This window comes from Pantoea sp. SYBGC1, assembly GCF_057197005.1.
Genome location: NZ_JBXUNM010000011.1, coordinates 1 through 14,739, shown reverse-complemented (window position 1 = coordinate 14,739; position 14,739 = coordinate 1). Strand labels below are relative to the sequence as shown.

Annotated in this window: 14 protein-coding genes; 7 read left to right on the top strand and 7 right to left on the bottom strand. The window is 55.3% G+C overall.

Annotated elements, in window-relative coordinates:
* Positions 1–435: 435 nt before the first annotated feature.
* From glnA to AC2CF9_RS15550, 4 genes are all read left to right on the top strand, one after another.
* Positions 436–1,845, top strand: coding sequence for a glutamate--ammonia ligase (gene glnA / locus AC2CF9_RS15565; protein ID WP_039381340.1), 1,410 nt, complete (start codon positions 436–438; stop codon positions 1,843–1,845).
* Positions 1,846–2,022: 177 nt separating this feature from the next.
* Positions 2,023–3,072: a nitrogen regulation protein NR(II) gene (gene glnL, locus AC2CF9_RS15560; protein ID WP_150018426.1), complete on the top strand. Its 1,050-nt coding sequence runs from the start codon at positions 2,023–2,025 to the stop codon at positions 3,070–3,072.
* A 7-nt stretch (positions 3,073–3,079) separates the two neighbouring features.
* On the top strand, positions 3,080–4,489 hold the full coding sequence (gene glnG / locus AC2CF9_RS15555; RefSeq protein WP_039381345.1) for a nitrogen regulation protein NR(I): 1,410 nt from the start codon (positions 3,080–3,082) through the stop codon (positions 4,487–4,489).
* A gap of 102 nt (positions 4,490–4,591) precedes the next feature.
* A complete protein-coding gene (locus AC2CF9_RS15550) occupies positions 4,592–4,717 on the top strand; it encodes a YshB family small membrane protein (protein WP_139239666.1) in 126 nt (41 codons plus the stop codon).
* A gap of 30 nt (positions 4,718–4,747) precedes the next feature.
* On the opposite strand, the gene hemN is transcribed toward AC2CF9_RS15550, so the two are convergent.
* Both hemN and yihI read right to left on the bottom strand, forming a co-directional pair.
* On the bottom strand, positions 4,748–6,121 hold the full coding sequence (gene hemN, locus AC2CF9_RS15545; protein ID WP_484557404.1) for an oxygen-independent coproporphyrinogen III oxidase: 1,374 nt from the start codon (positions 6,119–6,121) through the stop codon (positions 4,748–4,750).
* Positions 6,122–6,354: 233 nt separating this feature from the next.
* Positions 6,355–6,876: a Der GTPase-activating protein YihI gene (gene yihI / locus AC2CF9_RS15540; RefSeq protein ID WP_150018428.1), complete on the bottom strand. Its 522-nt coding sequence runs from the start codon at positions 6,874–6,876 to the stop codon at positions 6,355–6,357.
* A 555-nt stretch (positions 6,877–7,431) separates the two neighbouring features.
* Here yihI and yihA point away from each other — a divergent pair.
* Positions 7,432–8,076: a ribosome biogenesis GTP-binding protein YihA/YsxC gene (yihA, locus tag AC2CF9_RS15535; protein WP_039381353.1), complete on the top strand. Its 645-nt coding sequence runs from the start codon at positions 7,432–7,434 to the stop codon at positions 8,074–8,076.
* A gap of 72 nt (positions 8,077–8,148) precedes the next feature.
* Here the strand turns inward: yihA and spfP are convergent, their stop codons facing one another.
* The 5 genes from spfP to AC2CF9_RS15510 all read right to left on the bottom strand — a co-directional run bounded on the left by spfP (position 8,149) and on the right by AC2CF9_RS15510 (position 13,480).
* The gene (spfP, locus tag AC2CF9_RS15530; protein ID WP_071892919.1) at positions 8,149–8,196 is read right to left on the bottom strand and encodes a small protein SpfP; all 48 of its coding nucleotides are present in this window, start codon (positions 8,194–8,196) and stop codon (positions 8,149–8,151) included.
* Positions 8,197–8,366: 170 nt separating this feature from the next.
* On the bottom strand, positions 8,367–11,150 hold the full coding sequence (polA, locus tag AC2CF9_RS15525; RefSeq protein WP_484557403.1) for a DNA polymerase I: 2,784 nt from the start codon (positions 11,148–11,150) through the stop codon (positions 8,367–8,369).
* Between the two features lie 365 nt (positions 11,151–11,515).
* Complete coding sequence (gene dsbA / locus AC2CF9_RS15520) at positions 11,516–12,145, bottom strand: thiol:disulfide interchange protein DsbA (protein WP_039381357.1); 630 nt, start codon at positions 12,143–12,145, stop codon at positions 11,516–11,518.
* 26 nt (positions 12,146–12,171) lie between these two features.
* Entirely contained in the window at positions 12,172–13,158 is a 987-nt protein-coding gene (locus AC2CF9_RS15515) for a serine/threonine protein kinase (RefSeq protein ID WP_150018430.1), read from the bottom strand.
* Between the two features lie 46 nt (positions 13,159–13,204).
* Positions 13,205–13,480 (bottom strand): YihD family protein, encoded by a 276-nt coding sequence (locus AC2CF9_RS15510; protein WP_484557402.1) that lies wholly within the window; start codon positions 13,478–13,480, stop codon positions 13,205–13,207.
* A gap of 55 nt (positions 13,481–13,535) precedes the next feature.
* Between AC2CF9_RS15510 and mobA the strand changes: the two genes are divergently transcribed.
* Positions 13,536–14,108 (top strand): molybdenum cofactor guanylyltransferase MobA, encoded by a 573-nt coding sequence (mobA, locus tag AC2CF9_RS15505; RefSeq protein WP_484557401.1) that lies wholly within the window; start codon positions 13,536–13,538, stop codon positions 14,106–14,108.
* Entirely contained in the window at positions 14,108–14,611 is a 504-nt protein-coding gene (gene mobB, locus AC2CF9_RS15500) for a molybdopterin-guanine dinucleotide biosynthesis protein MobB (protein ID WP_150018433.1), read from the top strand. The genes mobA and mobB overlap by 1 nt, the downstream gene beginning before the upstream one ends.
* The last annotated feature ends 128 nt before the right edge of the window (positions 14,612–14,739 follow it).

Below are 14,739 nucleotides of genomic sequence, written 5' to 3'. Positions count from 1 at the left end.
TTGCCTCAGGCATTATAGAAATAACGCGGTATTGTACACGGATTAAGCGGAATACTGAACATGATCACAGTTTTCCCGACAATATTCTCGCGCTGCTGGTTTTTAGCACCATTAGCGGTGCAAATATCTGCACTCTGCTGGCTTTATGCACCATTTTAGTGCCACCAGCGCACCGTTTTGCACCATAATAAAGCAATGCGTCTGTTCTGGTGCAGCTGCTGATGCAATGCAGCGCGCCGCACAGCGCCATTTATCGCGCTAAAAAAAAGTTGGCACAGAATTCGCTTTATCTTTTTTAAGTGCAAACGACAGTGGCCTGATGGCTGAATAGCTTGCCGGGATCTTAGTCAGGGGTGGTCAGTAGTCGTGACACATTCCAGGCATTTTGAGTTCTCTCACCACGACAACAGATGACCATTTCCAGGAGAGTTGAGTATGTCCGCTGAACACGTTCTCTCGATGATGAACGAGCATGAAGTTAAGTTCGTCGATCTGCGTTTTACCGATACCAAAGGTAAAGAACAGCACGTCACCATTCCTGCTCATCAGGTTAACGCAGACTTCTTTGAAGAAGGCAAAATGTTCGATGGTTCATCCATCGGTGGCTGGAAAGGCATTAACGAATCAGACATGGTGCTGATGCCGGATGCCACCACTGCGGTAATGGACCCGTTCTTCGAAGATCCGACCCTCATCATCCGGTGTGACATCCTCGAACCAGGCACGCTGCAGGGTTACGATCGCGATCCGCGCTCCATCGCCAAGCGCGCTGAAGAGTACCTGCGCGCTTCCGGTATTGCTGACACCGTGCTGTTCGGACCTGAGCCAGAGTTCTTCCTGTTTGACGATATCCGTTTCGGTTCATCGACTTCAGGTTCACACGTTGCTATCGATGATATCGAAGCGTGCTGGAACACCGGCAAAGCGTACGAAGGCGGCAACAAAGGCCACCGTCCGGGTCTGAAAGGCGGCTACTTCCCGGTACCACCGGTTGACTCCTCTCAGGATATCCGTTCTGCCATGTGTCTGACCATGGAGCAGATGGGTCTGGTCGTAGAAGCACACCACCACGAAGTGGCTACGGCTGGTCAGAACGAAGTGGCAACCCGCTTCAACACCATGACCAAAAAAGCGGACGAAATTCAGATCTATAAGTATGTCGTGCACAACGTTGCGCACGCTTACGGCAAGACCGCAACCTTTATGCCAAAACCGATGTTTGGTGATAATGGCTCCGGTATGCACTGCCATATGTCGCTCTCTAAAGGTGGCGTAAACCTGTTCTCTGGCGATAAGTACGGCGGCCTCTCTGAAACCGCGCTGTTCTACATCGGCGGTGTGATTAAGCACGCTAAAGCGATTAACGCCCTGGCTAACCCAACCACCAACTCCTACAAGCGTCTGGTGCCGGGTTACGAAGCGCCGGTTATGCTCGCTTATTCCGCGCGTAACCGCTCAGCCTCTATCCGTATTCCGGTTGTTGCCAGCCCGAAAGCCCGCCGTATTGAAGCGCGCTTCCCGGATCCAGCGGCTAACCCATACCTGGCGTTTACTGCGCTGCTAATGGCTGGTCTCGACGGCATCATCAACAAAATCCATCCTGGCGATGCGATGGACAAAAACCTCTACGATCTGCCGCCAGAAGAAGAAGCGGAGATCCCGAAAGTAGCTGGTTCTCTGGAAGAGGCACTGAACGCGCTGAATGAAGATCGCGAGTTCCTGACCCGCGGCGGCGTATTCACTGATGACGCTATCGATGCTTATATCGAACTGCGCAAGCCAGATGTTGATCGCGTTCGCATGACGCCACACCCGGTTGAATTTGAACTCTACTACAGCGTTTAAATGGCCATTCACCTCTTTTGTCCGCCATGCCGGGCAAAAGAGGACAACGTTTTTTTGTTGCCGTGGAAACTTTAGCCCATCTCCGGATGGGTTTTTTTCACCGCAAAATTGCCGTTATCGGGGAGTTTTCCATCCCAAAACGCTATAGTGCACCCATTTGGTGCAGAGGATCGTGGTATGGTTGCTGGCTCACTGCCCGACGCGGGGCAGATTCTCAACTCCCTGATAAACAGTATTCTGCTGGTCGATGACGGGCTGGTGATCCACTATGCCAATCCGGCTGCGCAGCAACTGCTGGCGCAGAGTTCGCGCAAGCTGTTCGGTACGCCGCTGCCGGAGCTGACCGGCTACTTTTCGCTGAATATTGACGTGATGCGCGAGAGCCTGGCCGCAGGCCAGGGCTTTACCGACAGCGAAGTCACGCTGGTGGTCGACGGACGCGCGCACATCATGTCGCTGACCGCGCAGCGTCTGCCGGACGGCCTGATCCTGCTGGAGATGGCGCCGATGGACAATCAGCGCCGGCTCAGCCAGGAGCAGATCCAGCATGCTCAGCAGGTTGCCGCACGCGATTTAGTGCGCGGCCTGGCGCATGAGATTAAAAACCCGCTTGGCGGCCTGCGCGGCGCGGCACAGCTGCTGTCGCGCGCGCTACCTGACCCGTCACTGAATGAATACACCAACGTTATCATTGAGCAGGCAGACCGGCTGCGCAATCTGGTCGATCGTCTGCTGGGCCCGCAGCAGCCAGGGCTGCACGTTACGCAGAGCATTCATCAGGTGGCGGAGCGCGTGGTCAAGCTGGTCTCGATGGAGCTGCCGGACAATATAACGCTGGTACGCGACTACGATCCCAGCCTGCCGGAGCTGCCGCACGATCCTGACCAGATTGAACAGGTGCTGCTTAACGTCGTACGCAATGCGCTGCAGGCGCTCGGCGCAGAGGGCGGGACCATCGTGCTGCGTACACGCACCGCTTTTCAGCTGACGCTGCACGGCACGCGCTACCGGCTGGTGGCGCGTATTGATGTGGAAGATAACGGGCCGGGCATTCCGGCACAACTGCAGGATACGCTGTTCTATCCCATGGTCAGCGGACGCGAAGGGGGTACCGGTCTCGGACTCTCTATCGCCCGCAGCCTGATCGATCAGCACTCCGGAAAAATTGAATTTAACAGTTGGCCAGGTCACACCGAGTTTTCGGTCTACCTGCCCATTCGCCAGTGAGGTTTCTATGCAACGAGGGATAGTCTGGATCGTCGATGACGATAGCTCCATCCGCTGGGTGCTTGAACGCGCGCTCACTGGAGCCGGTTTAAGCTGCGCGACGTTTGACAGCGCCAGTGAGGTGCTGGATGCACTCGCCAGCAAAACCCCGGACGTATTATTGTCAGATATTCGCATGCCGGGCATGGATGGCCTGGCGCTACTGAAGCAGATCAAGCAGCGTCACCCGATGCTGCCGGTCATCATTATGACGGCGCACTCCGATCTTGATGCCGCCGTCAGCGCCTATCAGCAGGGCGCGTTTGATTATCTGCCCAAGCCGTTTGATATTGATGAGGCGGTCGCGCTGGTCGAGCGCGCTATCAGCCACTATCAGGAGCAGCAGCAGCCGCGCAATCAGCCCGTCAGCGGCCCGACAACCGACATCATTGGCGAAGCGCCGGCGATGCAGGATGTGTTCCGTATTATTGGCCGTCTGTCACGCTCCTCCATCAGCGTGCTGATCAACGGTGAGTCGGGAACCGGTAAAGAGCTGGTCGCGCATGCGCTGCACCGCCACAGCCCGCGCGCCAAGGCGCCTTTTATTGCGCTGAATATGGCGGCGATCCCGAAAGACCTGATTGAATCTGAGCTGTTCGGGCATGAAAAAGGCGCGTTTACCGGCGCCAATCAGATCCGCCAGGGGCGCTTTGAACAGGCTGATGGCGGCACGCTGTTTCTTGATGAGATTGGCGATATGCCGCTGGATGTACAGACGCGTCTGCTGCGCGTGCTGGCAGACGGTCAGTTCTATCGCGTGGGCGGCTACGCACCGGTAAAAGTGGACGTGCGCATTATTGCCGCCACGCATCAGAACCTTGAGCTGCGCGTGCAGGAAGGCAAATTCCGTGAGGATCTGTTCCACCGCCTTAACGTCATTCGCGTACATCTTCCGCCGCTGCGTGAGCGCCGCGAAGATATTCCGCGTCTGGCACGCTACTTCCTGCAGGTCGCCGCACGCGAGCTGGGCGTGGAGGCCAAAATCCTGCATCCGGAAACGGAAACGGCGCTGACCCGCCTGCACTGGTCGGGCAACGTGCGCCAGCTGGAGAACACCTGCCGCTGGCTGACGGTGATGGCCGCCGGTCAGGAAGTGCTGATTCAGGATCTGCCGCCGGAGCTATTTGAATCCGCCACGCCTGACAGCCCGGTGCAGTCGCTGCCGGACAGCTGGGCCACGCTGCTGGCGCAGTGGGCCGATCGCGCGCTGCGTTCCGGTCATCAGAACCTGTTATCTGAAGCGCAGCCGGAGATGGAGCGTACGCTGCTGACCACGGCGCTGCGTCATACTCAGGGGCATAAACAGGAAGCGGCACGCCTGCTCGGCTGGGGACGCAACACGCTGACGCGCAAACTCAAAGAGCTGGGCATGGAGTAACGCTGCGCAATCAGCGGCGTTTCTGCTGATTTTTTGCACGCACAGGCTGTACAGACCGTTACCGGTGAGTATGATATCCGCGGTAATCGGGAGAGAAGTATCATGCTGCAATCTGTCATGCTGACAATCGCGCATAATCTGGCAGCCATTGGCAGCGCGGTAGCCCATTCGCCGCAGACTGCGCTGGCTGCTGTGGTATGCGCCATTACGGCGAGCCTGTTCAGTTAATAGCAAGGGAGCCTATGCTCCCTTTGTTATTCAGATGATTCGGGAATAGTGCTGCTGGCGGCTTTTCTGCCGCAGGTAGCGGTCGAAACACATGCAGACAGAGCGGATCAGCAGACGGCCGCGTCCGGTCACCGTCAGACGCCGCCTCTCACAGCAAACCAGTCCCTCCGCCACCAGCGGAGCCAGCTGCGCCAGATCGTCGGCAAAATAGTCCTCAAACACAATCGGCCACTGCGCCTCCACGGCGGCAAAATCGAGCGTGAAATTGCAGATAAGCTGTTTAATCACCTCACGCCGCAGACGATCGTCCTTCGTCAGCGTTAATCCGCGCCACAGCGCGCTGCCCTGCTGCTCCACCCCGGCGTACCACTCATTCAGCGCTTTCCGGTTCTGCGCATAGCTGTCGCCCAGCATGCTGATGGCAGAGACGCCCAGCCCCAGCAGATCGCTCTCACCCTGCGTGGTGTAGCCCTGAAAATTGCGGTGCAGCAGGCCGCTGCGCTGCGCGATCGCCAGGTCATCATCCGGCCGGGCGAAGTGATCCATCCCGATAAACCGGTAACCTGCGGCGGTCAGTGTTGCAATGCTCTGCTGCAGGATCAGCAGCTTTTGCGCGCCGTCGGGCAGGTCTGCTGCTTTGATTTTGCGCTGTGCCGCAAACAGCGCCGGCATATGCGCATAGCTGAACAGGCTCAGACGGTCGGGAGCGAGCGCGATCACCCGCTGCAGCGTCAGCGCAAACCGTTCCGCACTCTGCAGCGGCAGACCGTAGATCAGATCGAAACTGACCGAACGAAAACCCTGTTCACGCGCGCGCTCTACCAGCGCACCAATCGCCGCTTCATCCTGTATCCGGTTAATGCGCGCCTGTACCGCCCGGTCAAAATCCTGGATCCCGATGCTCAGACGGTTGAATCCTTCCGCCCGCAGATGATCGATCGTGGCCGGCGCGATCTCACGCGGATCGATTTCGATCGATATTTCAGCATCATCCGTTATTGCGAAGTGATGCCGCAGCAGCGCCATCAGCCGGCTTATCTGCGCTTCGTCAAGAAAGGTTGGCGTGCCGCCGCCCCAGTGCAGTTGCGTCACCCGGCGACCGGCAAACAGCGGAGCACGACAGGCAATCTCCTGCGCCAGCGCATTCAGATAGCGGTCAGCTTTGTGCCGCTGGCGCGTTACTAGTTTATTGCAGCCGCAGAAGTAACACAGTTTGTGGCAGAACGGGATATGCACGTAAAGAGAGAGCGGCCGGTGAGGATAACGGGCAGCAGCCTGCTCAAAATCTGCGGCGCGAAAAGTTTCGCTGAATTCCGGCGCGGTGGGATAGGAGGTATAACGCGGGCCTGAGCCGCTGTATTTCTCAACCAGCTGCTGATCCCATTCTATCTGCTGCGCGGTCATGCTTACCTCTTTCGGTGGCGTGTGGTCCGGAAAGGTCGCGCAGAAGGGTCAGTGAAGCGGTGAAGAGAACGCCGCCGTAAACGCGACTTCAGGCGCGACAGGCGGCGTAGTTTAAACAATAACCAGAGGATATAACATGTGAGCAGCAGCGCTAAAATTGATCCAGGCCAAAACATTGTCGAATACCTGTTCAGCACGGCATGCGATACGGTGCATGCCGTCCGGTAACGGAATTACTGCCCTTTCAGCAGGCGCATCATATCTTCTTCAGCTTGCTCATCTTCGGCGTCATCATCCAGCGCGATCCCCAGCGTTTCCATCAGCTCATCGATGCGGTCCAGCGTCTCATCCAGCCACGCCTGGTCTTCACCGCTCAGCGTCTCGCCTTTTTCCAGGCGATCGAGCAGCGTGTCGAGACGTTCGTCGTTCTCCAGCTTCGCCAGCTCCTCTTCAGGCGTCAGGCGTACTTTCTGCGCTTTCACTTTGGGCTGAGGTGCCGCTTTTTTCACGGGCTGCGTTTTGCCGTCAGCCACCAGCGCCACCGGTTTTTTGCTGCCAACGCGGGCATCGCTGCTTTTTTTAGTCTGTGCGCTGCCGCTGCTCTGCGCCGTCGGGCTGGTGCGGCTGCCCGATTTATGGCCGCTGTGCTTTTTATCGCGTTTACGATCGCGCGCTTCCTGATTCAGCTCTTCACGCGATTTACGTTTGGCTTTAGCAGCGGGTTTGCCACGCTGGGCGGGTGCAGGTTGCTTCATGATGTCCGGTCTCAGTGATGCCTGGTGAGTTCAGTATAGAATTGCGGCGAAATCTAGCAGAAAGCAGACAAAGAAAAAAGGCGATAGCTTTTGCTATCGCCTTATTTCGCACCTTCGTACGAAGGAAACTCTGAATAAATCCTTTACGGCTCTCAACGTCCCGGTCGCTCCGTCGCCATATCGCTCCTGCGAGTAATCCCTGTCCATTCCCGATTCCTGCCTGAATCGTACTCCTGCCATGCTCCTGGTCTTCCGGACACTCCTGAGCGCATCATCCTGATGGGTGCTGCCTTGCACTGACACCAAATGTAGACGAAAGTGCCAAATCAACAAGTAAGATCTCGCTCTTTTTTAGAGAGAAATGAGTAAAATCATGCGCAACCATCTGTATTTTAGCGATAAAAAAATATTGAACTTTTTATATTTAAGCTAAAACTGGCAGCAGAAATCGGCGATCTCTTACACGATTTGTCAGGGCTACGGCTGTCGGGTACTTTTGCGCCATAACAGGTATAATCAGCGCCATTAGTCCGTATCTATCAGCTGGAGTCTATTTTGTCTGCTTTGAATTATCACATCACCCACTTCATGCTCAGTGCGCCAGATATCCGTCATCTGCCGGCCGACACGGGTATTGAAGTAGCCTTTGCCGGGCGCTCAAATGCAGGCAAATCCAGTGCGCTTAATACCCTGACCAACCAGAAAAGTCTGGCGCGCACCAGTAAAACACCAGGGCGCACCCAGCTTATCAACCTGTTTGAAGTGGTTGAAGGCAAACGTCTGGTGGATCTGCCCGGCTACGGCTATGCCGAAGTGCCTGAGGAGATGAAACGTAAATGGCAGCGTGCGCTGGCAGAGTATCTGCAGAAGCGGCAGGCGCTGAAAGGGCTGGTGGTGCTGATGGATATTCGCCATCCGCTTAAAGATCTCGATCAGCAGATGATTGAGTGGGCCGTAAGCAGCAATATTCCGGTACTGGTGCTGCTGACCAAAGCGGACAAACTCGCCTCTGGTGCACGTAAAGCGCAGCTCAACATGGTGCGCGAAGCCGCGCTGGGCTTTATGGGCGACGTGCAGGTTGAGATGTTCTCTTCGCTGAAAAAGCTGGGCGTGGACAAGGTGCGCCAGAAACTGGATACCTGGTTCAGCGAACTTGAGCCGGCCCGTGAAGGCGACGCAGATAACCAGCCGGCTGAGTAACGGCAGCGTTGCCGGGTGAAAAAAGCCCAATAAAAAACGCCCCAGTCATAACTGACTGGGGCGGCTAAATATTCAGCCAAATCCGATTACGTGAAGTAAAAGGTCTGAAAGATAGAACATCTTACCTCTGTACCCTACGCGACGAACTTTACCTGATTTTTTCTGGCCGACAAAGGATTTTTTGTGATCCAATTTCAGCTTTTGACATAATTTTTACCAGCTCCGTCACACTTTCGCACAGCGGCTGTAGTTTAATTTCCAGAAAAATGTTTAACAGGCAGCGAGTTAGATCAGTGCGCCTGATCCCAGTTATCACCGACACCCACTTCCACCAGCAACGGTACATCCAGCGACATACTGCTCTCCATCAGCTGACGGATTTTCTCGCTGGCGCTCTCTACCGTGTCTTTGTGGATCTCAAATACCAGTTCATCGTGTACCTGCATGATCATCTTCACATCATCACTGTTCTGCTGCTGCAGCCAGCCATCCACGGCAATCATCGCCCGCTTGATGATATCCGCTGCAGTTCCCTGCATCGGCGCATTAATGGCCGCCCGCTCAGCGGCTTTGCGGCGGATAGCGTTGCTGGATTTGATATCCGGCAGCCACAGACGACGCCCGTCCAGCGTCTCTACATAACCTTTAGACGCCGCCTGATCGCGGGTCTTTTCCATGTAGCGCAGTACGCCCGGATAGCGTTCAAAGTAGAGATCCATATATTTCTTCGCTTCACCGGCACCGATGTTCAGCTGACGCGAGAGGCCAAACGCACTCATGCCGTAAATCAGGCCAAAGTTAATCGCTTTGGCGCTGCGGCGCTGCTCAGCTGAGACCTTTTCCAGCGGGGAACCAAATACTTCCGCTGCCGTGGCGCGGTGAATATCTTCCCCCTGCGCAAAGGCCTCCAGCAGACCTTTATCCTGTGACAGATGCGCCATGATGCGCAGCTCAATCTGAGAATAGTCCGCAGCAACAATGCGTTTATCTGTACCGGCGATAAAGGCCTGCCGGATCCGGCGCCCTTCTTCGTTGCGAACCGGAATGTTCTGCAGGTTCGGATCGGTTGAGGAGAGCCGGCCGGTCGCCGTGACCGCCTGATGATAAGAGGTGTGAACGCGTCCTGAGACCGGATTGATCATCTGCGGCAGTTTATCGGTATAGGTAGATTTCAGCTTCGACAGCCCGCGATGTTCCAGAATGACTTTTGGCAGCGGATAATCAAGCGCCAGCTCGGCCAGCACCTCTTCACTGGTTGAGGGCGCACCGCCCGGTGTCTTTTTCGTGGGCTTGATGCCCTGCTTTTCAAACAGGATGGTCTGCAGCTGTTTGGTGGAAGAGAGGTTAAACGGCTCTCCCGCCAGTTCATGCGCCTTCAGTTCCAGCTCAGAGAGGCGGGTCGTCAGCTCCTGCGAATGTCTGGCGAGGATGTTCTGATCGATAAGCACGCCGTTACGCTCAATGCGCGAAATCACCGTAACCAGAGGCATTTCGATATCGGTAAAGACCTGTTTCGGGCCCGCTTCCTGCTCCAGTTTTGGCCACATCTGCTGATGCAGCTGCAGCGTCACATCGGCATCTTCTGCCGCATAGTGTGCCGCCTGCTCCAGCGCAATTTGGTTAAACGTGAGCTGATTTTTACCTTTGCCGGCGATCTCAGCGAACGTGACCGTCTTGTGATTCAGCCAGCGCGCAGAGAGGCTATCCATATCATGCTTGCCGCCAACGCTGTTCAGGCAGTAGGACTCCAGCATGGTGTCAAAGCGGATGCCGCGCAGCTCAATACCGTAATTTTTCAGCACGCCGCGATCGTATTTCAGGTTCTGTCCCACTTTCGCCGCGCGTTCATCCTCCAGCAGCGGCTTTAACTTCGCCAGCACGTCAGTGCGATCGAGCTGATCGGGTGCGTCCAGATAGTCATGCGCAACCGGCAGGTAGGCAGCCTCCCCTGGGGCGACAGCAAACGCGATACCGACAATGGTGGCGCTGAGCGTATCGAGTGAATCGGTTTCGAGATCAAAGGCAAACACCTCAGCCTGCTTCAGCTTATCGAGCCAGGCGCTAAAGGTTGCCTCATCAAGAATAGTGACATACCCGTCCGCAGAGAGCACGCTGGTAGCTTCCGCAGCCTCAGGCTCATCAGCCAGAGCGCTCTGCGCCTGCACATTACTCTTTTTGCCCTGCAGCCACTTACCTTCCTGCAGATCGGCCTGCCAGCGCCGGAACTCAAAGCGGGCAAACAGCGTCTGCAGCGTCTCAACGTCAGGCTGGTTCACCGTCAGTTGATCGTAACTGACCTCCAGCGGCACATCGGTTTTAATGGTCGCCAGCTGGTAAGAGAGAAAGGCCACATCGCGGTTCTGTTCAAGTTTGGCCGCCATGGTTTTCGCGCCGCGGAATGACAGATCGGCTACCTTGTCGAGATTGTCATAAATGGCGTGCATGCCGCCCAGCCCCTGCAGCAGCGCCTGCGCGGTCTTCTCTCCCACGCCGGGTACGCCGGGGATGTTATCAGAGCTGTCGCCCATCATCGCCAGAAAATCGATAATCAGCGCCGGCGGCACGCCATATTTCTCTTCAACCTCTTCCGGTCCCAGTACGGTATTGCTCATGGTATTGATCAGCGTGATATCTGGCGTGACCAGCTGCGCCATATCTTTATCACCGGTACTGATCAGCACGCTGCGCCCCTGTTTGCCCGCTTCCAGTGCCAGCGTACCGATAACATCGTCTGCCTCCACGCCCGATACGGCCAGCAGCGGCAGCCCCATCGCTTTTACCATCTCATGCAGCGGTGCTATCTGCGCACGCAGATCGTCAGGCATCGGCGGACGATGAGATTTGTAGTGTTCAAACAGTTCGTCGCGGAAGGTTTTTCCTTTCGCATCGAAGACCACAGCCACATGGCTGGGCTGATACTGCATCAACAGGCTTTTTAGCATGTTGAGCACACCATACATCGCGCCGGTCGGTTCGCCCGCGCTGTTGGTCAGTGGCGGAAAGGCATGATATGCACGGTAGAGATAAGAGGATCCGTCTACCAGAATCAGGGGATTTTCTGCGATTTTCGCCATAGTGTTAAGGTTTCTTCGTTGCGAGATTCAGGCTTATAAGGATGCCACAACCTGAGAAAAATGTTGAATGAACACGGGAGAGAGGCGCTTTTTTTCACGGTTATCAAACGCGGATCGCAACGATCTTTCTGTGGATAACTTTGTGCGCAAATTTCATAAGGCACTATTTTTTTAGCATGAGAAAAATAATAAGCAGATAATAACTATTTATTTACAACAGGTTAATAAGTTGCCGTGACGCAGAACGCGGTTTTGAAAACGCGATCGTCCATGTGGATATCACTACAGAGTGCAGGCAGGAAAAAGAATAAATGAGGATGAAGAAATAAAAAACGCTGGCGTTGCCAGCGTTTAAGGGTGTCGCGTTACTGCTTTTCAGCCAGGAACTTAACCACGTTGGCATAATCGGCGACAAAATTCTCCATAGAGCTGGTGTCGAGCCCGCCGTTATTGACCATATATTTGCCGTTGACGAAAATAGCCGGAACGCCCTGCAGATTGACATCAGAAGCCGCTTTCTGCTGCTGCGCAACCAGCGCTTTCACCGCAAAGCTGTTCCAGGCAGCGTCATAATCGCCAGCTGAGATCCCTGCTGCTTTAATAAAGGTTTCTTTCAGGCTGGCCGGATCGGTGATGGTTTGCGTTTTCTGAATGCCATCAAAAATCGGTGCGGTAACTTTGCTTTCCACGCCCAGCGCCATGGCCACTGCCCAGGCATGCGTGACCACCGGGCCTAAATCACCGCCGAGAAAATCGACGTGATATTTTGTCACTTTAGTCTCAGCCGGCAGGTTCTTCTTCACCGCGTCGCTGACGTGGTAAACACGTTCAAACTGATAGCAGTGCGGGCAGAAAAATGAGAAGAACTCCATGACCTGCGGTTCACCTGCCACCGGTTTCTGCAGCGTGACATACTGTTTACCGTCGGTGAACTGCGCCGCTGATACGCTAAATGCCAGCAGCATTCCCGCCAGCGCAAGCCAGATTTTTTTCATTGTTAACCTATCTCCTGAGTACGTTATTAAAATTGCGGACCAAGCCGTAATGGGGGTTCGTGCAACAGTCGCTCCTGCTCAATCAGGAGGGCAATCTGCCGGCGCCAGAAATCCTCGTCAGTCATCCAGGGAAACGCACGCGGAAAAGCGGGATCCTGCCAGCGGCGTACGACCCAGGCCAGATAATAAACCATGCGCATGGCGCGTAAAGACTCAATCAGTGTCAATTCATGTAAATCGAAATCACCGAACTCGTTATACGCCTCTATCAGGATATCCCACTGAATGCGCTGCTCCTGCCGGTCGCCGTTTATCAGCATCCAGAGATCCTGCACGGCCGGACCGGTGCGCGCGTCATCCAGATCAACAAACATCGGACCGTCGCGCCACAGAATATTGCCCGGATGACAGTCGCCGTGCAGGCGCAGCGGCTGCCATTTTGTATGCCAGCTCTGCTGCAGCGTGATAAAAAGGCTGTCCAGCGCCTTCAGTAAGCTCTCTTTAAGCCTTGCCGGTACCAGCTCGCTGTGCGCCAGCGTCTGCTGTGGCTGCCGGATATACTCCTCAAGACCCAGCGCCGGACGCCGGACAAAAGATTTACGGCAGCCGGTCTGATGCATGCGGCCGAGGAAGCGTCCTGTCCACTCCATCTGTTCTTCGTTATCCGTTTCATACTGACGACCACCCACGCTGGGAAACACGGCAAACATAAATCCGGCATGCTGGTTAAGCGTGCTGCCCTGTAGCGTAAGCGGTGCCGCTACCGGCACGTCGTCATTCAATAGATCCAGCGACAGCGCATGCTCTTCAAGGATCTGTTCCCGGCTCCAGCGCTGAGGACGATAGAACTTAGCGACGTAGCGCCGGTTTTCATCATCGCTGAACTGATAAACGCGGTTTTCGTAGCTGTTCAGCGCCGTTAAGCCTGACTCCACCCGCAGCCCGGTATCCCATAAAGCATCGAGGATGGCATCCGGATCCAGCGTATGAAAATTAAAGGCAGCGTCGTTCATTTTCGGCCCTGTATGTTACCTTTGCAGTAGATGCGCAAGGATAGCACTACTCGTCAGCCTTGATCACACCGCGTGCGCGTAACAGTGCCGTTTTAAAGTCTGCTTCGTAATCTTTTCTGATACCGGGTATTTCTGTCGTGCTGTCGGCATCACGCATTTTGAGATGGTAAATCAATATGTCGTCGCGTAATTCACTTAACGGGCCATGAAAGCCCGCCTCCTGCGCGAGCTTGTGTAAAAAGCCCAGCAGGTGACATTCTGGCTCCTGCTGCCAGGCAGGCTGCAGAAGCGCAATCAGTTCGTTAAGACGATGGTTTTTCATAGCGGATCCCTCATCACACTGCTTACACTGCACGGGTTCATTAAAGGAGACAACCATGCCCGTATTTACCGGCGTTATTCTGGCAGGCGGCCAGGGTAGTCGTATGGGAGGCCGTGATAAGGGGCTGATGCAGCTGCACAATCAGCCTCTTTATCAGCATGTTCTGCAGCGACTGCAGCCACAGGTAGATAGTGTGCTGATCAGCGCTAACCGGCACCTTGATCAATATCAGTTAAGCGGCTGTAAGGTGATAACCGACACATTGCCTGACTGGCCCGGACCGCTGGCAGGTATGCTGAGCGGATTACGCCATAGCCAGAGTGAGTGGGTCGTTTTCTGCGCCTGTGATACACCCTACATCCCTCAGGATTTTGTTCTGCGGCTGTGGCAACAGCGCGCAGAGGCGCCGGCGGTCTGGGTCAGGTCAGCCATGCGCGATCATCCGGTGCTGGCTCTGCTTAACCGGGCACTGGCTGATGAACTCGCCACGTATCTCGCACGCGGCGAACGGCGTCTGATGCAGTTTTTGCGTGCCAGCGGCGGTCACGCCGTGCTGTTTGAGGAAGATGAGAGGGTATTTCGCAATATTAATACAGCAGACGATCTGGCACAGGAGCAGGGAGAATAATGGACGTACCTTTACTCGCCATTGCCGCGTGGAGCGGTACCGGCAAGACCACGCTGCTTAAATCGCTGATACCGCTGTTAAAACAGCGCGGTGTCCGGACCGGTTTGATCAAACATTCTCATCATCAGCTGGAGATCGATACGCCAGGCAAGGACAGCTACGTTTTACGTAAAGCGGGCGCCGATCAGGTGATGGTTGCCAGCGAGCGGCGCTGGGCACTGATGTGTGAGACGCCTGATGAACCCGCCTCTCTGCAACATCTGGCAGCACAGATGAATAGCGCAGCGCTGGATCTGATACTGGTTGAAGGATTCAGGGATGAGAAAGTGACAAAAATTGCACTGTGGCGGCGTGGTGTAAAAGGTGGGGCAGAAGAGTTGCTGGATGAATATGTTATTGCCGTAGCCAGCGATGAAGCACTGGCGCTGGATCTGCCGCTGCTGGATATCAATCAGCCTGACCGGATCGCAGACTTTATCGTCAGCTGGCTGAAGAAAGGTTAACTTTTACGCACTTCTGACTTTTCTGCGGACGTAAAAAAGCCCTGAACGCGTGTTCAGGGCTCTCTTACTGGATGGATGCCTGGCAGTTCCCTACTCTCGCATGGGGAGGCCCCACACTACCATCGGCG

Excerpts from the sequence above, each read along its gene's own strand:
- glnA (WP_039381340.1), top strand. The coding sequence starts at position 436 with ATGTCCGCTGAACACGTTCTCTCGATGATGAACGAGCATGAAGTTAAG.
- glnL (WP_150018426.1), top strand. The coding sequence starts at position 2,023 with ATGGTTGCTGGCTCACTGCCCGACGCGGGGCAGATTCTCAACTCCCTG.
- glnG (WP_039381345.1), top strand. The coding sequence starts at position 3,080 with ATGCAACGAGGGATAGTCTGGATCGTCGATGACGATAGCTCCATCCGC.
- AC2CF9_RS15550 (WP_139239666.1), top strand. The coding sequence starts at position 4,592 with ATGCTGCAATCTGTCATGCTGACAATCGCGCATAATCTGGCAGCCATT.
- hemN (WP_484557404.1), bottom strand. The coding sequence starts at position 6,121 with ATGACCGCGCAGCAGATAGAATGGGATCAGCAGCTGGTTGAGAAATAC.
- yihI (WP_150018428.1), bottom strand. The coding sequence starts at position 6,876 with ATGAAGCAACCTGCACCCGCCCAGCGTGGCAAACCCGCTGCTAAAGCC.
- polA (WP_484557403.1), bottom strand. The coding sequence starts at position 11,150 with ATGGCGAAAATCGCAGAAAATCCCCTGATTCTGGTAGACGGATCCTCT.
- dsbA (WP_039381357.1), bottom strand. The coding sequence starts at position 12,145 with ATGAAAAAAATCTGGCTTGCGCTGGCGGGAATGCTGCTGGCATTTAGC.
- AC2CF9_RS15515 (WP_150018430.1), bottom strand. The coding sequence starts at position 13,158 with ATGAACGACGCTGCCTTTAATTTTCATACGCTGGATCCGGATGCCATC.
- AC2CF9_RS15510 (WP_484557402.1), bottom strand. The coding sequence starts at position 13,480 with ATGAAAAACCATCGTCTTAACGAACTGATTGCGCTTCTGCAGCCTGCC.
- mobA (WP_484557401.1), top strand. The coding sequence starts at position 13,536 with ATGCCCGTATTTACCGGCGTTATTCTGGCAGGCGGCCAGGGTAGTCGT.
- mobB (WP_150018433.1), top strand. The coding sequence starts at position 14,108 with ATGGACGTACCTTTACTCGCCATTGCCGCGTGGAGCGGTACCGGCAAG.